The 25,221-nt window shown below is 74.1% G+C and carries 17 protein-coding genes and 1 pseudogene; 9 read left to right on the plus strand and 9 right to left on the minus strand.

The window, feature by feature from the left end; genetic code table 11:
- Positions 1-49 precede the first annotated feature (49 nt).
- The 4 genes from A949_RS0112120 to A949_RS0112135 form a co-directional block, all read right to left on the minus strand.
- Complete coding sequence (locus A949_RS0112120; RefSeq protein WP_019356278.1) at positions 50-3,886, minus strand: non-ribosomal peptide synthetase; 3,837 nt, start codon at positions 3,884-3,886, stop codon at positions 50-52.
- The gene (locus A949_RS0112125) at positions 3,822-5,102 is read right to left on the minus strand and encodes an MFS transporter (protein ID WP_237735807.1); all 1,281 of its coding nucleotides are present in this window, start codon (positions 5,100-5,102) and stop codon (positions 3,822-3,824) included. The genes A949_RS0112120 and A949_RS0112125 overlap by 65 nt, the downstream gene beginning before the upstream one ends.
- Positions 5,103-6,089: 987 nt before the next feature.
- Positions 6,090-6,992 (minus strand): helix-turn-helix domain-containing protein, encoded by a 903-nt coding sequence (locus tag A949_RS0112130; RefSeq protein ID WP_019356280.1) that lies wholly within the window; start codon positions 6,990-6,992, stop codon positions 6,090-6,092.
- A 351-nt stretch (positions 6,993-7,343) separates the two neighbouring features.
- The gene (locus A949_RS0112135; RefSeq protein WP_019356281.1) at positions 7,344-7,580 is read right to left on the minus strand and encodes a DUF397 domain-containing protein; all 237 of its coding nucleotides are present in this window, start codon (positions 7,578-7,580) and stop codon (positions 7,344-7,346) included.
- A 221-nt stretch (positions 7,581-7,801) separates the two neighbouring features.
- On the opposite strand from A949_RS0112135, the gene A949_RS38065 reads away from it, so the two are divergent.
- Positions 7,802-7,972, plus strand: a complete 171-nt coding sequence (locus tag A949_RS38065) for a hypothetical protein (RefSeq protein WP_158687575.1) — start codon at positions 7,802-7,804, stop codon at positions 7,970-7,972.
- Here the strand turns inward: A949_RS38065 and A949_RS0112140 are convergent.
- Positions 7,949-10,126 carry a HelD family protein gene (locus tag A949_RS0112140; protein ID WP_019356282.1) on the minus strand — a complete coding sequence of 726 codons (2,178 nt, stop codon included), beginning with the start codon at positions 10,124-10,126 and terminating at the stop codon, positions 7,949-7,951. The two genes, A949_RS38065 and A949_RS0112140, sit on opposite strands and share 24 nt — an antisense overlap.
- 232 nt (positions 10,127-10,358) lie before the next feature.
- Positions 10,359-11,018: a TetR/AcrR family transcriptional regulator gene (locus tag A949_RS0112145; protein WP_019356283.1), complete on the minus strand. Its 660-nt coding sequence runs from the start codon at positions 11,016-11,018 to the stop codon at positions 10,359-10,361.
- A gap of 431 nt (positions 11,019-11,449) precedes the next feature.
- On the opposite strand from A949_RS0112145, the gene A949_RS0112150 reads away from it, so the two are divergent.
- The 4 genes from A949_RS0112150 (at position 11,450) to A949_RS0112165 (ending at position 15,812) form a co-directional block, all read left to right on the plus strand.
- A complete protein-coding gene (locus A949_RS0112150; RefSeq protein WP_019356284.1) occupies positions 11,450-12,361 on the plus strand; it encodes a universal stress protein in 912 nt (303 codons plus the stop codon).
- 444 nt (positions 12,362-12,805) lie between these two features.
- Positions 12,806-14,356, plus strand: coding sequence for a purine-cytosine permease family protein (locus A949_RS0112155; RefSeq protein WP_019356285.1), 1,551 nt, complete (start codon positions 12,806-12,808; stop codon positions 14,354-14,356).
- A 235-nt stretch (positions 14,357-14,591) separates the two neighbouring features.
- Complete coding sequence (locus A949_RS0112160) at positions 14,592-15,377, plus strand: aldo/keto reductase (protein WP_051019480.1); 786 nt, start codon at positions 14,592-14,594, stop codon at positions 15,375-15,377.
- A 3-nt stretch (positions 15,378-15,380) separates the two neighbouring features.
- Positions 15,381-15,812 (plus strand): HIT family protein, encoded by a 432-nt coding sequence (locus tag A949_RS0112165; protein ID WP_019356287.1) that lies wholly within the window; start codon positions 15,381-15,383, stop codon positions 15,810-15,812.
- Between the two features lie 60 nt (positions 15,813-15,872).
- Here the strand turns inward: A949_RS0112165 and A949_RS0112170 are convergent, their stop codons facing one another.
- Positions 15,873-17,408 (minus strand): ATP-dependent DNA ligase, encoded by a 1,536-nt coding sequence (locus A949_RS0112170; RefSeq protein ID WP_019356288.1) that lies wholly within the window; start codon positions 17,406-17,408, stop codon positions 15,873-15,875.
- Between the two features lie 366 nt (positions 17,409-17,774).
- Here A949_RS0112170 and A949_RS0112175 point away from each other — a divergent pair, with 366 nt between their 5' ends.
- Complete coding sequence (locus tag A949_RS0112175) at positions 17,775-18,842, plus strand: ATP-dependent DNA ligase (protein WP_026004578.1); 1,068 nt, start codon at positions 17,775-17,777, stop codon at positions 18,840-18,842.
- A 94-nt stretch (positions 18,843-18,936) separates the two neighbouring features.
- Here A949_RS0112175 and A949_RS0112180 read toward each other — a convergent pair whose 3' ends face one another.
- A complete protein-coding gene (locus tag A949_RS0112180; protein WP_019356290.1) occupies positions 18,937-19,578 on the minus strand; it encodes a TetR/AcrR family transcriptional regulator in 642 nt (213 codons plus the stop codon).
- Positions 19,579-19,734: 156 nt separating this feature from the next.
- Here A949_RS0112180 and A949_RS0112185 point away from each other — a divergent pair, with 156 nt between their 5' ends.
- Positions 19,735-21,117 carry a carboxypeptidase regulatory-like domain-containing protein gene (locus tag A949_RS0112185; RefSeq protein WP_019356291.1) on the plus strand — a complete coding sequence of 461 codons (1,383 nt, stop codon included), beginning with the start codon at positions 19,735-19,737 and terminating at the stop codon, positions 21,115-21,117.
- Between the two features lie 128 nt (positions 21,118-21,245).
- On the opposite strand, the gene trxA is transcribed toward A949_RS0112185, so the two are convergent.
- The gene (trxA, locus tag A949_RS0112190; protein WP_019356292.1) at positions 21,246-21,638 is read right to left on the minus strand and encodes a thioredoxin; all 393 of its coding nucleotides are present in this window, start codon (positions 21,636-21,638) and stop codon (positions 21,246-21,248) included.
- A 715-nt stretch (positions 21,639-22,353) separates the two neighbouring features.
- Here trxA and egtA point away from each other — a divergent pair.
- Together egtA and egtB are read left to right on the plus strand one after the other, a co-directional pair.
- A pseudogene (gene egtA / locus A949_RS33205) lies at positions 22,354-23,876 on the plus strand (ergothioneine biosynthesis glutamate--cysteine ligase EgtA).
- Entirely contained in the window at positions 23,870-25,204 is a 1,335-nt protein-coding gene (gene egtB / locus A949_RS0112205; RefSeq protein WP_019356294.1) for an ergothioneine biosynthesis protein EgtB, read from the plus strand. The pseudogene egtA and the gene egtB overlap by 7 nt, the downstream one beginning before the upstream one ends.
- The last annotated feature ends 17 nt before the right edge of the window (positions 25,205-25,221 follow it).

Raw genomic sequence — 25,221 nt, forward strand, 5'->3', positions numbered from 1 at the left:
GGGTGGCGCGCGGACAGGGGGCGGCGGCCGGGTGGGGCCGGTCGGCGCCTCAGAGGTCGAAATCGAAGCCCGGATCGGGGCCACGGCCCTGCGCGGATCGCGGCACGGGCAGCGGGCCCGGGGCCCGGTCGGAGGCGAGTGAACCGAGCGGAGCCGAAGGATCCGCGACGAGCGCGTCCAGCAGGGCCACGAAATGGTCGCGCCACTCCTCGACGGTCTCCCGCCGCAGCAGGCGGGCGGCGTACTGCCAGGCGACCCGGAGGGTGTCGGCCTCTTCGTGGATCTGCATGTTCAGGTCGAAGACGGCCTGGCCGGTCTGCTCCAGCCGCAGCGGCACCCTGGTGCCCTGGAAGTCCACCGACAGGTAGCGCGCGCTGTGCAGCGCGATGAGCGCGTCGAAGACCGGTGTCCGGCTGTAGTCCCGCACCGGAGCCGCCAGGGCGACCACGTCCTCGAAGGGGAAGTCCTGGTGGGCGAAGGCCTCCTGAGCGGTCAGCGCGGTGCTGCGCAGGAACTCGGCCCCGGACCGGTCGGGTTCGGGTGCCGTGCGCAGGCACACCGTCCCGGCGCACATGCCCACGGTCCCTTCCAGCCCCGGCGCCGTGCGGCCGGATACCGGCGTGCCGACCGTCACGTCCTCGGTCCGCTTGAGCCGGGACAGCAGGACGCTGTACGCGGACGCCAGCACGGCGAAGAGCGTCACGCCCTGACGGCGGGCCAGCGCACGCAGCTCGCCGGTCCTCTCCCGGCCCAGGTCGAAGGCGACCACCGCGCCGTCCAGGACCCGCAGCGCGGGCCGGGGCGTGTCGGTGGGCAGGTCCGCGGGATCCGGCGGAGCGGCGAACGTCCGCTGCCAGTAGGGCCGCTGCGCGGTACGCAGCGCCGCACCGGCGGGCCCGGCCAGCCACTCCGCGTAGTCCCGGTACCCCAGGCGCGGGGGTGGTGGCTCCGCGCCCGCGTACAGCGCGGACAGGTCCGCGAACAGCGGTGCCAGGGAGAAGCCGTCGACCACGATGTGGTGCAGATCGAGGCGGAGTGTCACCGCCTCGGCGGTCCGGTGGATCCCGGCCCGCCACAGCGGCGCCCGGCCCAGGTCGAAGGGGCGTACGAAGTCCTCCGGCGGCCCCGGCGGTCCCTCGTGGACGGTGACGGACACCTCGGGGTCGGCTTCGACACGCTGCCTGATCTCGCCGTCCCGGGCGACGAAGCAGGTGCGCAGCGCGTCATGGCGCAGCGCGAGCCGCCGGAGCGCCGCGACGAGCCGTTGCGGATCGGTGCCGGCCGGCAGCACCAGCGTGACCGGCACGTTGTAGTGCACCGCGCCCGCGTCCTTGGCCTGCTCGAAGTAGAGCTGCCGCTGCTGCGGAGCGAGCGGATGGGTGGCCCGTGCCGGGGCGCGCGGTATCGGCGCCGTCCGGTGCGCGGGGGCGGTGCGCAGCAGCGCCGCGAGCCGGGCCGGGGTACCGCAGCGCAGTACGGCGCCGACCGGGCACTCGCGGCCCAGCCGCTCCCGCGCACCGGCGGCCAGCAGCGTCGCGGTGAGCGAGTCGGCGCCCAGCTCCCGCAGGTCGTGCGCCGTGCCGATCCCGCTGAGGCCCAGGGCCGCCTCGGCCAGTTCCAGCAGCACGCGCTCGACGTCGTCGGCCGGCGGTACGAAGGCCGTCCCCGCCAGCAGGTGGGCGCTGTCCGGGGCGGGGAGACGAGAGCGTTCGACCTTGCCGTTGCGGTTGAGGGGCAGTCCGGGCAGCGGCACCAGGTGGGCGGGGACCATGTGGCCGGGCAGTGTCCTGGCGAGCAGGGCCCGCAGTTCCTCCGGCGCGGGCGGCGGGGTACCGGCCGGGCCGGTGTAGTAGCCGCACAGCTGCTTCTCGCTCCGGCCCGGCCGCGAGCCGGCCGTCACGACCGCCTCCGCCACGCCCGGATGGCCGAGCAGGACGCTCTCGATCTCGGCGGGCTCCACCCGGAAGCCCCGTACCTTGACCTGGTGATCGCGGCGGCCGAGGAACTCCAGGACGCCGTCGGACCGCCAGCGTGCCAGGTCGCCGCTGCGGTAGAGCCGGTTGCCGCCGGGGGAGGGGAAGGGCGCGAAGGGGTCCCCGACGAAGCGCTCCGCGGTGAGTCCGGGGCGCCCGCGGTAGCCCCGCGCCACCCCGTCCCCGCCCAGGTGCAGCTCACCGGGCACCCCCACCGGGCAGGGCTCTCCGGCCTCGTCCAGCACGTACGCCGTGGAGTTGGCCACGGGCCGGCCGATCGGGATCCGCCCCAGGTCGGCTCGCGTGAGCCGGTGGGTGACCGAGAACGTGGTGTTCTCCGTCGGGCCGTAGCCGTTGACCAGCGACAGCTCGGGGCAGGCGGTCATCACCTTCGCCACGTGGGCCGCGGAGAGGGCGTCCCCGCCGACCACGAGTTCCCGCAGCGGACGGAAGGCGGCGGCGTCCTGCTCGGCCAGCTGGTTGAAGAGCGGGGAGGTCAGCCACAGCGTGCTGATGCCGCGTGCGGCCAGCTCCCGGCCCAGCGGACCGGCGTCGAGGAGCGTGTCGTCGTCTGCCAGGTGCACCCGCCCGCCGTTCAGCAGCGGGCCCCACAGTTCGAACGTGCTGGCGTCGAAGGCGATGGAGCCCGTCGGCATGACGCTCATCTCCGGCCCGAACCGCACGTAGTCCGCGCCGCGCACCAGCCGCACCACGTTGCGGTGGGTCACCTCCACGCCCTTGGGGTGCCCGGTCGTGCCGGAGGTGTAGCAGATGTACGCGAGATCTCCGGGCTCACCGCGGTCTCCGGGGTGCCCGGGCCCACCGGGCGCCCCGGGGCCGTCGGATCCGTCGCCGGAGCCCGGTAACCGGCGCCCGGGCCGCTCGGTGTCACACCAGGGGTCGAGCACCGTCCCGGAGAACGCGAAAGCGGTGGGCAGGTCCGCGGCGGCCACCAGGAGCCGGACGGCGGAGTCGGCGAGCAGCCACTCGGTCCGCTCGGCCGGGTACCCGGTGTCCAACGGCAGATACGCGCACCCCGCCTTCAGGATGCCGAGTGCGCCCACCAGCAGCTCCGGTGTGCGCCCGGTGTGCAGCCCGACCCGGTCGCCCGGGCGCGCCCCGGCCGCCAGCAGCGCGTCGGCCAGCCGGTCCGTCGCCGCGTCCAGTTCCGCGTAGCCGACGGTACGGTCCCGCCAGGTCACCGCCGGGGCCCGTGGGGCACGCCGTGCCTGCTCCCGGAACAGCGCGTGGACGGTGGAGCCCGAGGGGTAGGGCCGGGCGGTGTCGTTGAAGCGGCGCAGTACCGTCTCCCGTTCGCCGTCGTCCAGCAGTGCCACGTCCCGTACCGCGGTGTGCGGCCGCCGGGCCAGGCAGCGCAGTACCCGTACGACATGCCGGCCGAGGCGCTGTGCGGTCTCCCGGGTGAAGAGCGAGGCGCGGTAGCCGAGCAGCAGGTCGGGCCCGTCCACGGCGAGAGCGAGTTCGTGGACTCCCTCGTCGGACACGGGGCGGTCCGCGAACCGGACGGCTGTCGCACCCGGCCGGTCCCGCGGCTCTGCCGCCGCAGCGGATGCCGCCGCGGCGCAGGCGCCGACCGGCCGGTCCGGAGCGACCTCGACGGTGAGGGCGCCCGCGCCGGTCGTGGACAGCTCCGTGTCGAGCAGCAGCCGCCGCTGTCCGGTCCAGCGGTGCAGCACGACGGCGAAGGCGGCCAGAGCCGGTCCGCTGTCCACGGAGCCGTGGGCCCCGGCGAGCCGGACGACGTCCCACGGGCCGTGCGCCGCTTCCCGGGTGCGGGGGAGATCGCTGATCAGCTGTACCGCCTCCCCGCCCGTCGCGGGCGGGGCGTCAGGAAGCTGCGGGGACGGTGCCGGCGTCGTCGGGGTCGGAGTCCCGCTGCGGGTGCTGGTCATCGGCTGCTGTCACCTCCAGTCTGAAGGGGGTGTTGCGGAAGAGCAGCACGGTGAGCAGTCCGGGCGCGGTGGCCAGCGCGGCGACCACGAAGATCAGGCCGGTGTAGTGTCCGCCGCTCAGGAGTACTCCGCCGAGCGCCGAACCGGCGGGCAGCGCACCCGCCATGACGGTGCGCATCAGGGTCATCGCGCGCCCCCGCATCTCGTTGGGCACCCGCGTCATCCGGACCACTCCGCCGAGCACGGTCATCGGTGCGGAGAGGATGCCGTTGAGCGCGAGGCCCAGCAGGATCCACGGCAGCGCGGTGGGGATCAGCAGGAACAGCACGGCTCCGGAGAGCAGTTGGAGCACTCCGATGCGGAGCATCTGCTTCTCGCTGGTCTCCACGGCTCCGGAGACCAGCGAGCCGATGAGCTCACCGGCCGCCATCACGGCCAGCATCAGTCCGAGTACGCCGGGGCCGCTGGCGAACTCGTACTTCGTCAGCCAGGGGATCGCCACCACCAGCGCTCCGGCCGAGACGTTGAAGGCGCCGAACGCGAGGGTGAGCACCAGCAGGAACCGGTCCCGCGCGATCAGCAGGAACACCGGGGCCCAGCCCGGCTTCCGTATCCCGCCGCCCGGTTCGGCCGTCGGCTCGGGGCGGGCCAGCGGGGCCTTGATCCGGCTGATCAGCAGGGCGAAGACCAGATAGGTCGCGGCGTCCAGCAGCAGCACGTTCGGGGCGCCGAAGAGGGCGATGAGCCCCGCGCCGATGGGCGGGCCCAGCACGTTCGCGGCGCCCATGGCGGTGGCCTCCAGCCCGGACGCCGCCTGGAGCTTGTCGGCGGGGACCAGCTCCGGCAGTACGGCGGGGGTGCCGGCCAACGGGATGATCTTCAGCAGACCGTAGACGAGGGCCACCAGGTACAGGTGCCAGGCGTGCAGTGAACCGGTCACGGCCAGCACCGGGACGAGGGCGACGACCGCGCCGCGGAAGACCGAGTCGTAGATGAAGAGTTTGCGCCGGGAGAACCGGTCGAGCAGGGGGCCGACGACGGCACCGCCCACGATCACCGGAAGAGTGAGGCAGACGCCGAGCACGCCCAGGCCGGCGGCGCCCGCCTTGTCGAGCGTGATCCAGGCGAGGGCCGCGTAGGTCGCGCCGTCGCCGAGGAGGTTGAGCACCAGGGCCGACCAGAGCAGCCGGTAGTCCCCGATACGTAAGATGCTCAAATAGGCTTTCACGTCCACACCGTTCAGTAGGCCGAGAAGGGCAGAGGTGGCAGCCGGGCAGGCGTGCGGCGCACGCCGGCATCGGCCGGTGGGTGTGCGAAAGAAATACGCCAGGCAGGATCGCACCGCACATCGGAGCGCCGTGCGGCAGTGATCAAGGACTCTGCGGCGTCGCAGGAAGCGGTTGCCGTTCCTGGTGTCCGGCTTGCCGGGGCCGGAGATCCCCGTGGTTCAAACCCCCCAAGTTCCCCCGTGAAGATCCCCCGTTGTGGCGCCCCGCCGACGGCGATGCGCGATTACGGCATGTGTTCTAACAGGTCACTCAGAACCCGGTCAAGAAGTGCCTTGTGCGGAAAAACGTCTCCTTCCAGGCTTGTGATCAAAGGGTGCGCTGTGAAGTGGCGAAGGGTTGGACCGCCGGGATCCGGGGACCGTTCGGGGACTGAGGAGCGCAGGCGGACCCGGCTGCGCGACGCCGCACCGCGCGGCAGGGAAGCCTCCGGGGGAGGGCCGGTGGGAGTGCGTGGCGGGCCGGCGCCGGTCGCCGCATACGGCGCGAAATCGTCCCCTGGGCGTCCGACGGGCCGCGGCCCGCCGGGTGTCGGCGAGTGGGCCCGAGGGGGTCTCCCGAGGCAGCCCGAGGCGGCCGACCGGCAGGTGTGAACGCGAAGCGAACGCAGTGGCAGTCGCCCGCGCAGCGTGCGCAGCCGTGGGGAGCGAGCCGCGGGGCGCCGCACCGGGTGGTGCCGGGTGCCGGGTGCCGGGTCGTGGAATCCGGTCGCGGCGGAGGGCGGGCCGGGCGTGCCCGGCGGCCGGCAGGAGACGCGGGGCATGATGTCGCACGGCGAGGGCTGTCGCGGTGCGAAGCGGAGGTCGCGTCACGCGCCCTGGGCAGCGCCTCGATCCCCGCGGCGGAAGCCGAAGGACGCCGGGGCAGCGCCGCGGGGCGCGGCGGTCGGCCCCTCCCGGCGGGGTGGCGCCGCCGGGTCAGTACTCGCTCAGCAGCTTCTCCAGGAACGCCGTGGTTCTGTTCGGGGGTTCGGCCATCGCGCACAGCCGGTCCATGACCACCAGGTAGCCCTCCACCTCGTCCCGCTTCTCCAGATAGAGCGACGAGGTGAGCTGTTCGAGGTAGACGATGTCCGGGAGGTCGGGCTCCAGGAAGCGCAGGATGGTGACCGGCCCGCCCGCGGCGGCGAGCCCGCCCATGCTGAACGGGGCGATCTGCAGCGTGATGTTGGGCTGCCGGGCGACGTCGATCAGGTGCTCGAGCTGGGCGCGCATCACCTCGCGGGAGCCCAGCGGGCGGCGCAGTGCGGCCTCGTCCATCACGGCCCACAGCCGCGGGGAGTGCGGCCGGCCGAGGATCGACTGGCGTTCCATGCGCAGTTCGATGCGGCGTTCGCTGCGCCGGCTGTCGTCGCGGGGGTGACCGAGCCGGATGACCTCGCGGGCGTAGTCGCGGGTCTGCAGGAGCCCGGGCACGAACTGCACCTCGTAGGTGCGGATGACGGAAGCGGCCTCCTCGAGGCCGAGCAGCCGGTCGAACCACGGCGACATCACGTCGCTGTACTTCTGCCACCAGCCCGGTGAGCCCGCCTGCCGGGCCAGTTCCAGATACTCCTCGCGCTGCCGCTGGTCCCACACCTCGTACAGCGTCAGCAGATCGGCGACGTCGCGCTCCTTGCAGCCGACCCGTCCCAGCTCCAGGCGGCTGATCTTGGCGTGCGAGCCGCGGATCGCCTCGCCCGCGGCTTCCCGGGAGATGCCCTGCTCCTCGCGCAGCCGCCGCAGTTGGGTGCCCAGGACGATACGCAGGATCGTCGGTCCGCCCCTGGGGTGGTCCAGGATGCGTCCGGGCGACGCCTCGCGTCGCGGCTGTGCCTCCATCGCGCCCGCCTAGCTTCCCTGAGTGACTGCACGGATGCTCAGTGTCCCATTCCGTCGACTGAGCGTACAGCCATACAGGTTGTACGGCCGGATTTGACGGCCGGGTGGCGGGGACCTGTCTGTCGGCGCGCGGCGGCCCTCCTGCTGCCGTACCTGCCGGGGCCGGATGCCGCGCGTCCCCGTGCGGTGGCTTCGCCGGAGGCGAACCGCCGCCACCCGTCCGTGTCGTGTGGCGGCGGTGTCCATGCGGGTGGTCGGCGGTCGCGGGCGCGGTCCGGAGCGGAACGTGCCGACCCCGTCGGGTCCGGCACACGCGCCCGCCCCGGCCCGGCCGCCGGTCCGGTCGGAGGCCTAGGTGTCCAGCAGGTCGTCGAAGTCGCCGTCCTTGGCGCCCTGGACGAACGCCGCGATCTCGGCGGGCGTGTAGACCAGGGCGGGTCCCGAGGGGAACCGGGAGTTGCGGACGGCGACTCCCTGCCCGGGAAGCGTTGCGACCTCCACGCAGTTGCCGTTCGGGTTGCTGCGGCGGCTCTTGCGCCAGGCGGCACCCTCGATCTTCGTGGCCTCGATGCCGTTCTCGATCTGCATGTACGACTCTCCCTACGTCACTTGCGTCCCCCGTGGCGGTTGCGACGTCCGGAAGCGTCTCACAGCTGGACGTGCTTGCAGATGTACTTGCAGATGTACTTGCAGAAGTAAGTGCGGACCCACGACAATGCCCGTCATACCCGAGCCCGAGTTCCCAGTGGGCTCAACTCCGCCACCGGACAATGGAGTTCATGATCTTCCGTCCGTCCACAGGAGCCTCCGTGACCACAACAGGCGCTCGATTCACCACCCCTGACGGCCCGGCGGGCGACGGTCCAGGCTGCGACCACCCGCTCACCCGGCTGCTTCTCCTGCTGGAGATCGCCGATCAGCCCGACTGGCTCCGCGACCTGGCCGCCCCCGCCGGATCAGCCCCGCAGAGCTTGCGGTAGTTCGGCGGAGTGCACGATCTCCAGCCGGGACACCGCGCGGGTCAGCGCGACGTAGAGGTGCCGTGGCCCCAGTGGGCCGCTGCCCGCCAGTTCGGCCGGTTCCACCAGCACCACATGGTCGTACTCCAGGCCCTTGGCGAGTTCCGCCGCCACCACCACGACCCGCTCCGGCGCGCCTCCCGGTGCGCCGGTCGCGATCCCGGCCGCCTCCAGGGCCGCCCGCACACCCGCGGCCCGTGACCCGGCCGCGAGCACCCCGACCGAGCCCGCACGCCCCAGAGCCGCGGCGACCCGCTCCGGCACCACCCGGGACAGTTCGGCAGCCGTCGCCACCCGGACCGTACACAGCTCGCCCCCGGTGCGCAGCGAACGCGCGGGCGGCACCGGCACCTCCAGCGCCTCCAGCAACCGGTTGGCCGGCGCGAGCAGTTCGGACGGTACCCGGAAACCGGTGGTCAGGGCAGTGACAGCCGCCCCGGGCGCGCCCAGATGCGCCAACTGCTCCGGCCAGTCGCGCGCCGCCCAGGGCGTCGTCCCCTGTGCCAGGTCGCCCAGTACGGTCAGCGAGCCGAAACGGCTCCGGCGCGCCAGGACGCGGCACTGCATGGGGGAGAGGTCCTGGGCCTCGTCCACCACCACGTGCCGGAAACTCTCCCCGGGACGGGCGATCAGCCCCGCAGCCTCGTCCAGCAGCAGCAGATCCGCCTCCGACCAGCGGGCCGCGCGCGGCGACCGCGGGCGGTGCCCCCGCCACAGCAGTGCCCGCTGCTCCTCCTCGCTCAGCAGCCCGTCGGCGGCCCGGGCCAGCGCTTCCGCGTCGCCCAGCAAGCCGGCGACGACCTCCTCCGGCCTCGTCCGCGGCCACACCGAGTCGAGGAACCCGGTCAGCGCCCTGGTCCGGCCCATCCGCCGCAGCCAGGCATCGCCCGGCGGCCCGGCGCGGCGCTCGGCCTGCTCCCGCAGCAGCGCCGCCGCACGGGCCCGCACCCGCTCCCTCCCCACCTCGAAGGGCGGCCGCTGCGCCAGCGTCTCCTCGACGAGCGCACGCAGCTCGGCCTCGTCCAGCCGCCAGCGATAGGAGCCGTCCGGCACCGCCAGCGGGCCGTCCGGCAGCCGTACCCGCCCGAGGAGGGCCCGTCGCAGCACCTCGGCCATCCGGGCGCCGTGCTTCAGCTCCACGACCCGCGGAGCGTCCTCGGCCCGCACCGGGAGCCCCGGCAGCAGGTCCCGCACGGTGCACTGGCGTACCCCGCCTTCGCCGAGCGCGGGCAGCACGGCCGAGATGTAGGCCAGGAAGGCCGGGTTGGGGCCGACGACGAGCATGCCGCCCCGCTCGATCCGCCGGGGATGGGTGTGGAGCAGATACGCGGCACGATGCAGCCCGACTGCGGTCTTCCCCGTGCCCGGCGCACCCTGGACGCAGATCGAGCTGTCGGGGCCCGAGCGCACCAGGTCGTCCTGCTCGGGCTGGATGGTGGCGACGATGTCGCGCATCGGCCCGACCCGCGGACGTTCGATCTCCCCGGCGACGATCCGGGAGGCGAGGACGGACCCGGCCACCGCTCCCGGGGTCCGGGCCCCCTCGCCGGCAGCCTCCGGCAGCGGGTCCGTCAGCCGTTCGTCCTCCAGCCCGGTCAGATCCGCCGGGGTGCCGGTACCCTCCGGCGCCCAGCCGAACCGGCGCCGGGATCCCACTCCTTGCGGGTGCACGGCGGTCGCCTGATAGAAGGCCCGGGAGACCGGGGCGCGCCAGTCCAGTACCAGCGGCGGCGCCGAAGGGTGTTCGCTGACGCGCCGCCGGCCGATGTAGTAGCGCTGCCCCCGGTGTTCGCCGGCCTCCTCGCCGCCGCGCCCGGCGCCGAGGAAGTCGAGCCGTCCGAAGAACGGCGGCCCCTCCGGCTCCGTGTGCAGTTCCGCGGCCCGGCTGCGCAGCCGGCGGCCCAGGGCCTCGGCGCTCGCGCCGTCGGCCGCCACGCCCTCCGCGGCCGCCTCGCCCGAGTGCTGCCCGGTCAGTACTCCGGCGCCCTCCCGGACCCGGTCCCGGGCCGCGCTCTCCGCTGTGCCGAGCGCGGCGCGGCACAGCTCGATATAGGCGCGCTCGGCGGCCAGTTCGGCCCGGAGCGCGTTCTCCTCTGCGGTGTCTTCCCCCGGCATGGGGCGGTGCTCCTCACTGCCCGGTCCACTGCCTGATCGGGCTCGGTAGGGGTGTCGTAGGGGGTGCTCGGTGTCCGGCGCGCAGGTGGCGGCCGGCGGTTTCGGTGCTCCGGTGGGCCGGGACCGCCGTGTCGGTGGGCGGAGCCGGCCCGTGGTGGCGGTGCCGGTGCGGGTGCGGGTGCTGTCCGGGAGCGGGGTGCGCGGGTACGCCCGCTGTTCCGCTCGCCCCGGCTCAGGCGAACGGCGTCAGTCCGGTGCGCAGCAGCGCGAAGGCGCGGCGGGCGTCCTCCCGGGCCGCGGCGGACACGCTGTCCGCGCTCGCGCCGTCCGCGATCCGCCGCCAGTTGGCGGTCGCGAGCACCCGCTGGGACGTCACGAGCTGCCCCGCCGCCAGCCGCGCCGTCAGGCCCGGTGCGGTGCCCGCGTCCGCGGCGCCGTCGGCCGCACCGGCCGCCAGCGCGTCCGCCAGCGCTTCTTCCGACCGTGCGGTGTAGGAGTGCAGCCGTGCGACCAGTTCGGGGGTGCCGTAGAGCAGCCGGTGGAAGGAGAGCACCTCCGGCTCGTCGCACAGTCCGGTGACCGGGTCGCGGGCTTCGAGCCCGGCCAGGAAGTGGTTCTCCAGCGCGGTGAGCGGCGACTCGTGCGCGTGGCGCCCCGCCACCACGCGCGCGGCCTCGTTCTCGTGGTCGGCGAAGCGGTGGAGCGCCATGTCCTCCTTGGTGCGGAAGTAGCGGAAGAGGGTCGGTTTGGAGACCTCTGCGGCCTCGGCGATCTCGGACACGGAGACGGTGGCGAATCCCTTCTCCAGGAAGAGGGAGACGGCCGCGTCGGAGATCGCCCGGTAGGTGCGTTGCCGCTTGCGTGCGCGCAGTCCGGTGCCGTTTTCGCTCATGGGGCGACCGTAACAGTAAAATGTGACTCAGTTAAATTTCTATCCTGGTTGTGTTTGTGTGCGTCCGAATCGGCTGCGGTTTGCCGCGGAGGGATGGCACCCGGGCGGCACCGCGCGCGACGGGAACCGCCCCGGCGGTGAGCCGGAACGGCGACGGCGTAAGGGTGCGGCGAAGGGGAGCGGTGCAGGGCGTGGAGAGGAACGGCGGAGGAGGGCACTCCGGAAATCGGTGCCGGGCCGCGGAAGTGCGGGTTCCGGACCCAACTGCCGCCTCGTGCGGGCCGGTTCGGAGGCCGGTCCGGGCGGACACCCAGGCGGGCGCCGGAGGGCGGGTACGACCGGTTGCCGAAGCTTCTACCGCATCCGTCCCGTGTGCACCACACTGGCGGGGTACCCACGCATCGAGGCGAGGACGCGAGGAGAGGACGGACATGTCGGAGAGCAACGAGCGCCCCGCAGGAATATCCGCGCCCGCCGACGGAGTCGGCCGTGTCGTGGTCGGGGTCGACGGTTCCCCGCACTCGCTGCGCGCGCTGGACCGGGCTGCCGACGAGGCCGAACGGCGGGGCGCCGAACTGGAGGTGCTCTGCGGAGGGGTGCCCGCGCGACGCGGTGCGTACCCCGAGACGGAGGCCGACCGGGAGCGGATGCGGCAGGCGACCCGTGAGGTCGCCGAAAGCGCCGCGGAGCGGGCCCGCGAGCGGGTGCCGGGGCTCACGGTCGTGGCGACCGGCGTCAGCGAACCCGCGGCCGACGCGCTGGTGGGCCGCAGCCGTACCGCGGAGCTGACCGTCGTGGGGACCCGCGGGCACGGCGGCTTCCGCGGTCTGCTGCTCGGTTCCGTCAGCCTGCGGCTGGCCGCGCACGCCGCGGGGCCGCTGATGGTCGTGCGCGGCGCCCTGCCCGAGCCCGGCGCCGCCCCCGGCGATGTGGTCGTCGGCGTGAAGTCGGGGAGCGCGACGCAGCCGGTGGAGTACGGGTTCCAGGCGGCCCAGCGGTCCGGTGCGGCGGTGCGGGTGGCGCACTGCTGGATCTATCCGATGCTGCCCGGGGTGGCCCTGCGGCTGTCGCCGCAGGAGCCCTCCACGGAGACCAAGCGCGCCGAGCAGTTCGTGGCGGACACCCTCCGGCCGTTCCGGAAGCGGTACCCGCAGGTGCCGCTGAGTGCCGAGCAGCACCAGGGTCAGCCGGCCGAGCATCTGATCAAGCTGAGCGAGGGCGCCGACACGGTCGTGCTGGGGGTGCGGCGCCAGGCCCGCCGCCTCAGCCTCCAGGTGGGCCCGGTGGTGCACGCGGTGCTGCACCACGCGAAGTGCTCGGTGGTGCTGATCCCCGTGCCGTGACGTCCTGACCGCTGCCGGCGCCCCCGGGGCCCCTCCCCGGGGGCGCCGCACGGCTGTCCCCGGGGTGCGTGACGTCCCGCACTTCCGGAACCGGTGTCAGGGCAGCCTGCGCGGCGGGTCGCGCCGCTGCGCGGTGGCCCGTGCCCCGGGTGCCGGCCACGCGGAACCCGGTGCCCTCCTCGCCGTGGCTGCCCTCCCCGCCGTGGAAGGGCGGAGGAGTCCGCTCGCGCGGCCCGCTCCGCTGCCGGGGCCGCTCGAACGGGCGGCCGGGGCCGAAACCGCGGCTCCGGGCCCGTTGGAGGATCACCCGAGGTCAAGGGGGTCGATCGTGGCACTCTGTACGATGGAGGGCCCCGTGCAACGCGCGTAGAGTCCTTTCCAGTCCTGGTCAGGACTCTGCAATGACGCACGTCGCACCAGAGAATCACGCACGGAGCCCCACCCATGGCAGTCTCCCCCGGCGTCACCGACGCCGACGGCGCCGCCTCGGCGCCCTCCCCAGCACCCGCGTCCCCGGCCGCCGCCGAGACGGCCGGCGCGCTCGACGGGACCGTCGAGACCCGCGGCATCGAGCCCGTCCCCGACCATGAGCGGCGCGGCCGGGTCCGCGAACTCTTCCCCACCTGGGTGGCCGCCAACATCAGCGTCCTGCTGCTGACCATGGGCGCCGGCCTGGTGGTCTTCAACGGCCTCAACTTCTGGCAGGTCCTGCTCGCGGCCGCCATCGCGGGCGGTATCTCCTTCGGCCTGGTCGGGCTGCTGTCCGTCTCCGGCAAGTGGGGCGGCGCACCGGGTGCCATGCTCTCCCGGGCCACCTTCGGTGTCCGGGGCAACTACTTCCCCGGCATGATCCTGTGGGTGGCCCGCTTCGGCTGGGAGACCATCAACGCCGTCACCGGGGCCTACGCCGTCCTGACGGTGCTCCGCCTGCTCTTCGGCGTCCGCAGCAGCACCCCGCTGATCGCCGTCACACTGCTGCTGTTCGTCGGGGTGACCTTCGTGGTCAGCGGTATGGGCCGCAAGGTCCTCAACCTCTGCAACACCTGGTCGACCTACCTTTTCGGGCTCTTCACGGTGCTGGTCCTGGGCTACCTGGTCACCACCATGGACTGGGGCGCGGTCTTCTCCCGGCCCGCCGGGGGCACCGCCATGTTCATCGCGGGGATCGGCACCATCGCGGCCGGCGGGATCAGCTGGATCCCCACCGGACCCGACTTCGCCCGTTACCTGCCGCACAGCGCCGAGGGGCGGAAGATCTTCGGCACCACCCTCTCCGGCGCCCTGCTGGTGCTGGTTCCGATGGTGCTGATGGGTGGCGTGATGTCGGTCAAGGACCCGGCACTGGCCAAGACCGACGACCCCGTCTCCTTCCTCGGTGAGGCGCTGCCGATGTGGCTGGCCGTGCCGTACCTGGTCGTCGCGCTCATCGGGATGGTGCTGATCAACAGCCTTTCCATGTACTCGGCCGGCTTCACGGCGCAGACGATGGGCGTGAAGCTGCCGCGCGCCTGGGCCGTGAGCATCAACGCGGGCATCAGCCTGGTCGGCGGGCTGCTGCTGATGCTGGTCGCCAAGAGCTTCTACGGCTCGTTCATCTCCTTCCTGTCGCTGCTCGCCGTCTCCTTCTCCGCCTGGGTCGGCGTCTACGGGATCGACATGCTGCGGCGCCGCAACCGGACCGTCCGCTACGACCCCGCCGGGCTGCTCGACACCTCGCGCAGCAGCCGCTACTGGTACGTCGGCGGCTACTGCTGGCAGGCCATGACAGCCTGGGGCGTCGCGCTGCTGCTGGGCCTGGGCTTCACCAAGTGCGACTGGTTCACCGGGCCCCTCGTCTCCACCTGGATCGGCGAGAACGGGCTCGGCTGGGCCGCCACCGCACTGCTGGCCGCGCTGCTCCACGCGGCGCTGCCCGTGCCCCGCGAGGGCGCGGCACCCGCGCCGGTCCCCGCCCCCCGCACCGAGGAGGCGTCCGCCGGGACGCACCGGGACTGAAGCGACGCCCGTCCCGGACCGGGGCGAACCGGGACCGGAGGGCGCAGCACCGGGCTCGCGGGGCGCAGGAAGCCCCGCGAGCCCGGTGCGGTATGCGTGAATGGAGCGGGCCGGAGCGGAAACCCCGGTCCAGGGCGGCATCCGACCGCCGCCCGCGACGCCCTCTCCGAGGAAGCCGAGGTCCACAGTGAGCAGCACCCAGGTCCCCACCCTCCTGCTGAACAGCGGAACGGAGATGCCGCAGCTCGGGTTCGGCGTGTACCAGGTGCCGGACGACGAGGCGACGGCCACCGTCTCCACCGCGTTGGAGTCCGGATACCGCAGCGTGGACACCGCCGCGCTCTACGGCAACGAAGGCGGCACCGGCAAGGCGCTCCGCGAGTCCGGCATCCCCCGCGAGGAGCTGTTCGTCACGACCAAGCTCTGGAACACCGACCAGGGCCACGACACCGCGCTGCGCGCCTTCGACGACTCGCTGGAGCGGCTGGGGCTCGACTACGTCGACCTCTATCTCATCCACTGGCCCGCGCCCGGCCGGGACCGCTACGTGCAGACCTGGCGGGCGCTGGCCGAGATCCACGACAGCGGCCGGGCACGGGCCATCGGCGTCTCCAACTTCGAGACCGACCACCTCCAGCGGCTCCTGGACGAGACGGGAGTCGCCCCCGCGGTCAACCAGATCGAACTGCACCCCCGCCTCCAGCAGCCGGAGCTGCGCCGCTTCGACGCGGAGCACCGCGTCGCCACCGAGGCATGGTCCCCGCTGGGCCGCGGCAACGGCGTCCTGGACGACCCCGCGGTCCGCCGGGCCGCCGCCAAGCACGGCAAGACGCCGGCCCAGGTGGTCCTGCGCTGGCACATCCAGCTCGGCAACGTCGTGATCCCGAAGTCCGTCACCCCCTCGCGGATCAAGGAGAACATCGACGTCTTCGACTTCGAACTGGACGGCGAGGACCTGCGCGAGATCCAGCGGCTGGAGACCGGCACCCGCGTCGGCCCCGACCCCCGCACCCTGGACTGACGCGTGTCCGCCGACCCCACCGACGGCAGCGGGTGCGTCTTCTGCCGGATCGTCGACGGCGAACTCCCCGCCTTCCGGGTGCACGAGGACGGCGCCGTCGTCGCCTTCCTCGACCGGCGTCCGCTCTTCCCCGGCCACACCCTGGTGGTGCCGCGCAGCCATGTGGAGACCCTGACCGACCTGCCCGAGGAGTCGGTAGGCCCCTACTTCGGCGCCGTCCGCCGGGTCACCGGTGCGGTGGAGCGGGCGATGGCGGCCGAGGGCTCGTTCGTGGCGGGGAACAACCGGGTCAGCCAGTCGGTGCCGCACCTGCACATGCACGTCGTGCCGCGCAGGCGCAAGGACGGGCTGCGCGGGTTCTTCTGGCCGCGCGGCAGCTACCCCGACGAGTCCGAGGCCCGGCGCGTGGCCGCACGCGTCCGCGCGGAGCTGTGACCCGGTGCCGGTGCCGGTGCCGGTGCCGGTGCCGGTGCCCGCGCGCCGCGGCAGGCCGGCTCAGCGCAGCAGCGCCGTGACCGCCTCGACCGGGTCGGCCTCCTGCGGGCGCTTGTCCTCCCGGTAGCGCACCACCCGGGCGAACCGCAGGGTGACGCCCGCCGGGTAGCGGGTCGAGCGCTGCACCCCGTCGAAGGCGATCTCGACCACCAGTTCGGGCGCCACCAGTACGCCCCAGGGCTCCTCCCGGACGGCCAGCTCCCGCAGCCGCACGGTCTGCCAGGCCAGCAGCGTGTCGGTCAGCCCCTTGAAGGTCTTGCCGAGCATCGCGAAGCTGCCGTCCGGGCGGCGCGCCCCCAGGTGCAGGTTCGACAGCCTGCCGGTGCGCCGCCCGTGCCCCCATTCGGCCCCGAGCACCACCAGATCGAGGGTGTGCACCGGTTTGACCTTCAGCCAGGAGGCGCCGCGCCGCCCGGCGCTGTATCCCGAGTCGAGCGCCTTGACCACCACTCCCTCGTGCCCGCGTGCCAGCACCTCCTCGGCGAAACCGCGCGCGGCGGCACGCGCCCGGGCCGAGGCCGGATCGGGCACCGGCAGCCGCCGCACCCGCAGCTCCTCGGGCAGCACCCGGGCCAGCGCCGCGTGCCGCTGGACGATCGGCTGGTCGAGCAGATCCAGGCCGTCCAGCAGCAGGACGTCGAAGAAGACCGGGTGCAGCGGCAGTTCGCTGCTGGCCCCGGGGACGTCCAGCCGGGAGGCGACCCGCCCGGACACGTCCTGGAAGGGGTGGGGCCGGCCGTCCGGGCGCAGGGCGATCACCTCACCGTCGAGGACCGCCTGCGCGGCGCCGATCCTGCGTGCGGCCGCCGCGGCCTCCGGCAGCCGGTCGGTGATCTCCTCCAGCGTCCGGGTGTAGACACGGACGTCGCCGCCGTCCTTGTGCACTTGCACCCGGATGCCGTCCAGCTTCTCCTCGACCGCGCACGGACCGAGCCTGCCGAGCGCCTCCTCGACGTCCTTCGCGGACTGCGCCAGCATCGGCAGCACCGGCCTGCCCACCTCCAGCGTGAACCCGGCCAGCGCCGCCGGGCCCTCGGCCAGCAGTGCCCGGGCGACCGCCCCGAGCGACCCGCCGAGCATCACCGCACGCCGCACCGCTCCCGGGTCGGCGTCTGCGGCCGCGGCCAGCCCCTCCACCGCGAACGCGTCCAGCGCGCCCTGCCGCAGTTCGCCGCCGACCAGCCGGACGAGGAACTGCTGTTCCTCCTCCGTGGCCGCCGCCAGCAGCCCGTCCAGCAGCCGTTTGCGCTCGGCCTGTGCGCCCTTCCCGCTCACCTGCGCGATCCGGTCGAAGGCGGTGTCCGCGTCCGGGACGGTCAGCGACGGTTCGGCCGCAGGCGGCGGCAGTTCGCGCAGGGTGCGCCACCCGATGCCGGTACGGCGCTGCGGAAGGCGCCCCGCGAGGTAGGTGACGACGAGGGGCGCCTCGGACGGCTCGGCCCGCCCGAACAGTTCCGCGAGCAGCGTCACCTTCTCGTTGCGGCCCGCGGCCCGGGTGATCAGCGCGGAGGTCCGCGCGATGTCGGCGAGCAACATGGCACACCTCGCGAGAAGGGCCGGACGAGGGCCGTGGACGACTTGGCCGAAGGAGGTTCCGGCCCCGGGGCCACCCGTCGCGCGGACCCGCCGGCGGGTCCGCGCGCACGCCGGTACCGCGGGCCTCCAGGCTAGCTGCGGGCCCCGTGCGGGTCCCGCAGCCCGCGACGCCCGGCGAGGCCCGGCCGCCCACCGCCCGGCCGGCCGGCGCTCTTGAGCCGCCGGGCGGTGCCCGACGAGCGGTGCGGCTCATCCGACGGCCCCCCTCGGGTGCGCAGTGCCACCCGACCGCCGGAGCGGTGCCGGTGCTCACCGGAAGGGGTCATCCGGCGCGCGGGAACCGCTGCCGGTCCGCACAGTCGGAGTATGCGACTGCCTGTCATGCCCCCGGTACGCCCGATGCTCGCCAAGGCCGTGTCCGCCGTCCCGGAGGGCATGCAGTACGAGGCCAAGTGGGACGGCTTCCGCTGCCTGGTCTTCCGGGACCGCGACGAGGTCGAGCTGCTCAGCCGGACCGGCAAGTCCCTGGTCCGCTACTTCCCCGAACTCGTCGCGGCGCTGCGGGAACGGCTGCCCGAACGCTGCGTGCTGGACGGCGAGATCGTGCTGCCGGCGGGCGGGCAGCTGGACTTCGAGGCGCTCCAGCAGCGCATCCACCCGGCCGCCTCCCGGGTGCGGCTGCTCGCCGAGCGGACGCCCGTCTCCTACGTCGCCTTCGACCTGCTGGCCCTGGGCGACACCGACGCCATGGGGGAGCCCCTCTCCGAGCGCCGCCGGATGCTGGAGTCCGCGCTGGAGGGATGCCGCCCGCCGCTGCACCTGGCGCCGGTGACCCACGACAGCGCGCTGGCGCGGGAGTGGTTCGCGCAGTACGAGGGCGCCGGACTCGACGGCGTGGTGGCCAAGCGGACGGAGCTGCCCTACCGGCCGGGGGAGCGGGTGATGCTCAAGGTCAAGCACGAGCGCACGGCCGACTGCGTGCTGGCCGGACTGCGTCCCCACAAGAGCGGCCCCGAGGCGCTCGGGTCCCTGCTGCTCGGGCTGCACGACGCCTCGGGCGTGCTCCAGTACGTCGGTGCCTCCTCCTCGTTCCCGGCCGCCCGCAGGCGCGAACTGATGCGGGAGCTGGCACCGCTGCGGACGGACCGCCCGGAGGAGCACCCGTGGGCTCGCTGGGCGGAGGAGGAAGCGCAGCAGGAGGGCAGGATGCCGGGCGCGCCCAGCAGGTGGAGCGGTGGCAAGGACGCCTCCTGGGTGCCGCTGCGGCCCGAGCGGGTGTGCGAGGTGGCCTACGACCACATGGAGGGCGAACGCTTCCGGCACACGGTGCTCTTCCGCCGCTGGCGCCCGGACCGCGACCCGCGCTCGTGCACGTACGAGCAGCTGGAGCAGCCGGTGCACTACGACCTGGAGGCGGCGCTGGGCGGCCGCTGAGGTCTCGGGCCGCTCCTCGGGCCGTGCGGTGCCACCGGCCGGTGCCGGCCGGGGCGGCAGCCGGGGGTGTCGCGCCTGCGGGTGTCCCGGGGCGTCAGCGCGCCGAGTGCACCGGGTCGTCGGCTTCGGGGTGCGGCAGCCCGGCGGCCAGCGAGGCGAAGCAGGAGTCGAGCACGGCCAGCAGGTCCTCGGCCGGGGACTCCGGGTCCCAGGCCCGGATCGAGGAGCGCAGCACGGTCAGTCCGGCGCCGGCCAGCAGCCGCGGGTAGAGGGCGTCCGGGGGCAGTCCGGTGCGCTGGGCGACCGCCGCGGCCAGGGCCTCCGCCAGATGGCTGTTGCTGTGCAGCAGCTTGGGCACCAGTTCCGGATAGGTGCCCAGCAGCCGCCGGCGGTCCCGCCAGCCGGCGTCGGCGACCAGTGCCGGGACGGCGGTGCGGAGTGTCCGGTGCACGGCCTCCAGCGGGGGCTCGCTCGCGGGGCGCGCGGTGAGCAGTTCCACGAGCTGTCCGGCCAGCCGGCGGTCCCAGTCGAAGACCGCGTCGTCCTTGGTCTCGAAGTAGTTGAAGAAGGTGCGCTGCGAGACTCCGGCGGCCTCGCAGATGTCCTGCACGGTCACGGCTGCCGGCCCGCGCTCCAGATACATCCGTACCGCCGCGGCGCGCAGCGCCGAGCGGGTCTCCAGCTTCTTGCGCTCCCGGAGCCCTCGGGCGTCGGCTCCGGCGGACTGGGCGGCCATCTGTGCTCCCCGTGCTGATTCCGGTCACTGCCCGTGCTGCGGTGCTTTCTACAGTAGTGCATTTTTGCAGCACTGCATGTTTCTGTTAGCCTCTCTAATCATTGGCTAGGCCATTTATTTTGCCGCGCCGTATGCACGAGGAGGCGGACCCTGTCCATGGCGGAACACAAGGCGGACCCGGAGCGCACGGGCAGCAGCCCACGGGCGCTCGGCGCGACCGTACGCACCCTGGCGGAGACGCTCTGGTTCCCGGCGTTCTTCTTCACCGGCTTCCTCGTCTGCTACCTGCTGCCCTTCCACAACCCGGTGCCGCACCACGTGGACGTGGCCGTCGCCGGGCCGACGGCCCACCAGCTCGGACAGGCCCTCGAACAGCAGAGCCCCGGAGCGTTCGACATCCACCAGGTCGCCGACGCGCAGGCGGCACACGACGCGGTCACCGACCGGGCGGCCACGGCGGGCTTCGTGCCCGACGCCGAGCACCCCCGGCTCTACGTCGCCAAGGCGGACGGCTACTCGCTCGAAGCGGTCCTCCAGAAGACCTTCACCGGCGTGGCGCAGCACAGTGGCGGCACGCTCCGGATCCACGAGGCGGCCCCCACCGCACCCGGCGACGGAATGGGCACCGGACTCTTCTACCTCGTCCTCGCCTGCACCATCCCGTCCTACATCAGCGTCATGATGCTGCTGCGCGCCACCACGCTGGGGCGCGGCAAGAAGATCCTCACCCTGGTGACCGTCGGAGTGGTGGAGAGCGTCGTCGCCTTCCTCGTGGCGCGCTCCATGGACGTGATACCGGACGACCTGCTCGCCATTCCGCTGGTCTTCCTGATGACCCAGGCCGTCGCCCTCACCTCCTACGGCCTCGTCCCGTTCTGCAAGCAGTTCTTCCCCGGCGTGGCGATGGGCCTGTTCGTCCTGCTCAGCATGCCCTCCAGCGGCGGCGCGATCCCCGTCCAGATGGTGCCCGGCTTCTTCCGGGCCCTGCATCCGGTCATGCCGATGGGCAACCTGATCGAGGCGCTCCGCGGCCTGTTCTACTTCGACGGGAAGGACATCTGGCGGCACACCCTGGTCATCTGCGCCTGGGTCGCCGCCGGGGCCGCCCTCATCGCCCTCGGCGCGTGGAAGGAACGCCGCGCGGCCCGCAAGGAGGCGCGGGAGGCCGCCGAGGAGACCGAGCCCGCCGAGCCGCCGGTCGAGGACCCGGCCTTCGAACTGCCGCAGCCCAGCGCCGTCGCCCCGCACCACCACCGGCTGGGCCTGCCGGACCCCGGGCTGACGGGGCAGGTCACCGACGAGGACGGGCGGCCACTGGCCGGGGTCGCCATCACGGTCACCGGAGCCCACGGCAGGGAGCTGATGCGCGCGATCACCGACGGCCGCGGCGAGTACGCGGCGGCCGGCCTCGCCGACCAGTACGTGAACGTCATCGCCAGCAGCCCCGACCGGCTCGCCGCCGTCGCCCGGATACACGTCCGCGACGGCCACCCGGTCCGCCACGACGTCCGGCTGGCCTCCCGGCACGTGCCCGCCTGACGCCCCGGCCGGTGCCCGTCCGGCCGTCGGATGCCACCGTCCGGGCGGTGAGCGACCGGGGGAGGAACCGCATGCGGACGGCCGCCCGGCGATCACCGGACGGCCGTCCTCAAGCGCTCCGCGGCGGCTCAGGCGCCGGGGCTCTCCCCGCCCTCCGCGGTCTGGGCCTCGGCCTCGGCGGCGCGCCGCACCTCTTCCATGTCCAGCTCACGTGCCTGGCCGATCAGGTCCTCCAGCGCGGCCTCGGGCAGCGCGCCGGGCTGCGAGAACACCAGGGTGCGGTCCCGGATGATCGCGAGGGTCGGGATCGACTGCACCTCGAAGGCGGCGGCGATCTCCTGCTGGGCCTCCGTGTCCACCTTGGCGAACGTCAGGTCCGAGTGCCGCTCCGCGGCGGCCTCGTAGACCGGCGCGAAGCTGCGGCACGGGCCGCACCAGGACGCCCAGAAGTCGATCAGGACGAAGTCGTTCCCGGAGACCGTCTCCTCGAAGTTTTCCTTGGTCAGCTCGATGGTGCTCATGCTGTCTCCTGCGGTGGGGGCGTCAGGGCGGGCCGCGCCCTGGCACCGGACAACGGTCTGTGCCGGGGTCCACATTCCCCGAGACCGTCTCCGGTACAGCACATCGCACCACACCTGGGCGCGTGGCGGCGCGGCCGGGTGTGTGACCGGCGGAGATTCCCCTCCCGGGGGCCCGCGCGACCGGGAGGGCGCCCCGGCGGCCCGGATCTTCGCACCGCAGCGGAGTGTGGCAGGGCATATGCAGCGCGAAGCGGCACCGCACCCTCCCGGCCGCGGCCGGGAGGGTGCCGTCGGCCGGACCGGGCCCCGTCGGCCGGACCGGCCCGCGCGCACCGGGGAAACCCGCTCCGCACGGGACACCCCGCCCCGCCCCGACGGGCTGTCCGTGCCGCGCCCGGTGCCCGGACGGGCGAGCCCGGGTACGTCCGCCGCAGCGGCGCCGCGGGAGCGGTGGCCGGGGGAGCGGGACTTTCCGCCAACTCTGCGCACCCGCACCGAGTTCGGCGCCGCGGGCCCCGCCGGGCCCCGCACCCTCGCACTCCGCCGACGGGCCGCACCGCCGGCGGTGCGGGCACGACCGGTTGCGGCCCGGCCGGATTCGTGCGGTGCGGCGGCCGCGCAGGTGTTTCCCCGGACGGGAATGGGGACCGGCTCTGATGGAGGCGGGCTGCTCGCGTTCCGCCCGGCAGACCATCGGCTCGACGAGGGGTGGCGGATGACCGGCGAGGGGCACGCGTACCGGGCCGAACCGCTCAGTGAGGCGGCGGCGCTCGCCTATGTGCACGGCATCTGCTTCAAGACCGGACCGCCGCGCCGCGTCGGGGTCGAACTCGAATGGCTCGTCCGCCCGCTGCCGCCCGCTTCCGGCGGCGACCCCGGGCCCCGCGCACCGCACTCCGCACCGGCCGGGGCGCAGGCCCCGCCCCGGCCCATCGGCCCGGGGCGCCGCAGCCCCCGCACCCCCACCGGCCCCCGCAGGCCGGGTCCCCCCACCTGCCCCCGCCCGCGTCGGGGGCAACCGCCCTCCGCGCCGCCGCCACCGCGCTGCGCGAGGTGCCGCTCTCCTCCGCTATCTCCGTCGAGCCCGGCGGACAGCTGGAGTTCAGCTCCCAGCCCGCGCCCTCACTGGCCGCCTGCGTCCGCACGGTCTCGGCGGATCTGACCGCCGCCCGTGCCCGGCTGCACCGGCACGGCATCGCGCTGGTGGGCCACGGACTCGACCCCCGCCCGCCGCTCCGGCTGCTGGAGGACCGGCGGTACCGTGCCATGGAGGCGTACTTCGACCGCACCGGCCCCGCCGGTCGGGCGATGATGTGCTCCACCGCGTCCGTGCAGGTCTGCCTGGACGCCGGTACGGCCGAGCCGGGACCGTTCGGGATGGGCCGCCGCTGGCTGCTCGCACATTTGCTGGGTGCCGTGCTCACCGCGGCGTTCGCCAACTCCCCGGCCACCGAGGGGCCCTGGGCCGGGTGGTGCTCCGCGCGGCAGGGTGTCTGGGCCGCGCTCGACGGATACCGCAACCTCGCCCCTCCCGGGGGCGCACACAGCCCCCGGGAGGCCTGGGCGCGGTACGTGCTGGACGCGCCCCTGCTCTGCGTCCGCTCCGCGCGGGGCCCGTGGACCGTCCCGGCGGACGGGATGACCTTCCGGCAGTGGATCCGGCGCAGCAGCCGCTCCGGAACCGGACCCGGCGCCCTCCGAGCGCCCCTGCTCGACGATCTCGTCTACCACCTGACCACCCTCTTCCCGCCCGTGCGCCCCCGGGGCCATCTGGAGCTGCGGATGATCGACGCGCAGCCGGGCCCGGACGGCTGGATCGTCCCGCTCGCGGTGACCACGGCCCTGTTCGACGACGCGGAGGCGAGCGAGAGCGCCTACCGGGTGGTCAAGCCGCTGGCCGAACTCACCGCCGAGGGGCCGGCGCCCCGCAACGCGCTGTGGGAGCGCGCTGCCAGGGACGGACTGGCCGACCCCGAACTGCACGCCGCGGCCCGCGACTGCTTCGCGCTCGCCCGCCTGGCACTGCCCCGACTCGGCGCCGGCCGGCGGGTACGGGCCGCGGTGGCGGACTTCGAAGCCCGCTACGTCCGCCCCGGCCGCTGCCCCGCCGACGACCGTACGGCCAGCGACGACCGTGTGCGCACCGAGCGTCTTACGGGCAGCGACGACCGTGCGCGCACCCGCCACCGGCCCGGCACCTCCGAGACCGCCCCCGGCCAGCAGGGAGAACCATGGTGACCGCCCACCAGGGGCGCGCCGAGCTGCGCGCCCACGTCCACGACGCCCTCACCCGGGCCCGCACCCGCACCCTGGCGCTCTCCGACTGCGTCGAGGACGCCGAACTGACGGCCCAGCACTCGCCGCTGATGTCCCCGCTGGTGTGGGACATGGCGCACATCGGCAACCAGGAGGAGCAGTGGCTGCTGCGTGCCGTGGGCGGCCAGGCACCGCTGCGGCCCGAGATCGACTCGCTCTACGACGCGTTCGAGCACCCGCGCGCCGAGCGCCCCGCGCTGCCGTTGCTGCCGCCGGACGAGGCCCGCTGCTACCTGGCGAAGGTCCGCGGGCACGCGTTCCGGGTGCTGGAGCGCGCGGAACTGGCGGGGCGCCCGCTGGAGGCGGACGGCTTCGCGTTCGGCATGATCGCCCAGCATGAGCAGCAGCACGCCGAGACCATGCTCATCACCCATCAGCTCCGGCGCGGCCCGGCCGCGCTGAGCGCACCGCCGCCGCCCGCCCCTCCCGACGGCTCCGGACCGCTCCGCGGCGAAGTGCTGGTGCCGGCCGGAGCGTTCACCATGGGCACCGACGACGACCCCTGGGCGCTGGACAACGAACGGCCCGCGCACCGGCGGGAGGTCCCGGCCTTCTGCATCGACACCGTCCCGGTCGGCAACGCCGCCTACCTGCGGTTCGTCGAGGACGGCGGCTACGCCGACCGGCGCTGGTGGTCGGCGGCCGGCTGGGACCATGTACGGCGCAACGGGCTGCGGGCGCCGCTGTTCTGGAAGCGGGAGCACGGCGGCTGGTGGCGGCGCCGCTTCGGGGTGCGCGAACCCGTGCCGGAAGCGGAGCCGGTGATGCACGTCAGCTGGTACGAGGCCGACGCCTACGCCCGTTGGGCGGGGCGGCGGCTGCCCACCGAGGCCGAGTGGGAGAAAGCGGCCCGCCACGACCCCCGCACCGGTGGCGACCTGCGGTTCCCCTGGGGCGAGGCGGAGGCCGGAGCCGACCGCGCGAACCTGGGCCAGCGGCACCTGGGCCCGGCGCCGGCCGGCGCCTACCCCCGGGGGGCCTCTCCGCTCGGGGTGCGGCAGCTCATGGGCGACGTCTGGGAGTGGACCTCCAGCGACTTCGCCCCCTACCCGGGTTTCACCGCGTTCCCGTACCGGGAGTACTCGGAGGTCTTCTTCGGTCCCGCCTACAAGGTGCTGCGCGGCGGGTGCTTCGGCACCGACCCGGTGGTGGCGCGCGCGACCTTCCGCAACTGGGACCATCCGGTGCGCCGGCAGATCTTCGCCGGGTTCCGCACCGCCCGCACCCCGGCCCCGGAGGAGACGGCGTGAGCGCCGCAGGCCGGCCG

The sequence above is a fragment of the Streptomyces sp. AA1529 genome (assembly GCF_000280905.1).
GTDB lineage: Bacteria > Actinomycetota > Actinomycetes > Streptomycetales > Streptomycetaceae > Streptomyces.

Coding starts and splice junctions, on each gene's coding strand:
- A949_RS0112130 (WP_019356280.1), bottom strand. CDS start 6,992: ATGGAGGCACAGCCGCGACGCGAGGCGTCGCCCGGACGCATCCTGGAC.
- A949_RS0112120 (WP_019356278.1), bottom strand. CDS start 3,886: ATGACCAGCACCCGCAGCGGGACTCCGACCCCGACGACGCCGGCACCG.
- A949_RS0112155 (WP_019356285.1), top strand. CDS start 12,806: ATGGCAGTCTCCCCCGGCGTCACCGACGCCGACGGCGCCGCCTCGGCG.
- A949_RS0112180 (WP_019356290.1), bottom strand. CDS start 19,578: ATGGCCGCCCAGTCCGCCGGAGCCGACGCCCGAGGGCTCCGGGAGCGC.
- trxA (WP_019356292.1), bottom strand. CDS start 21,638: ATGAGCACCATCGAGCTGACCAAGGAAAACTTCGAGGAGACGGTCTCC.
- A949_RS0112170 (WP_019356288.1), bottom strand. CDS start 17,408: ATGTTGCTCGCCGACATCGCGCGGACCTCCGCGCTGATCACCCGGGCC.
- A949_RS0112145 (WP_019356283.1), bottom strand. CDS start 11,018: ATGAGCGAAAACGGCACCGGACTGCGCGCACGCAAGCGGCAACGCACC.
- A949_RS0112185 (WP_019356291.1), top strand. CDS start 19,735: ATGGCGGAACACAAGGCGGACCCGGAGCGCACGGGCAGCAGCCCACGG.
- A949_RS0112160 (WP_051019480.1), top strand. CDS start 14,592: ATGCCGCAGCTCGGGTTCGGCGTGTACCAGGTGCCGGACGACGAGGCG.
- A949_RS0112140 (WP_019356282.1), bottom strand. CDS start 10,126: ATGCCGGGGGAAGACACCGCAGAGGAGAACGCGCTCCGGGCCGAACTG.
- egtB (WP_019356294.1), top strand. CDS start 23,870: ATGGTGACCGCCCACCAGGGGCGCGCCGAGCTGCGCGCCCACGTCCAC.
- A949_RS0112150 (WP_019356284.1), top strand. CDS start 11,450: ATGTCGGAGAGCAACGAGCGCCCCGCAGGAATATCCGCGCCCGCCGAC.
- A949_RS0112175 (WP_026004578.1), top strand. CDS start 17,775: ATGCGACTGCCTGTCATGCCCCCGGTACGCCCGATGCTCGCCAAGGCC.
- A949_RS0112135 (WP_019356281.1), bottom strand. CDS start 7,580: ATGCAGATCGAGAACGGCATCGAGGCCACGAAGATCGAGGGTGCCGCC.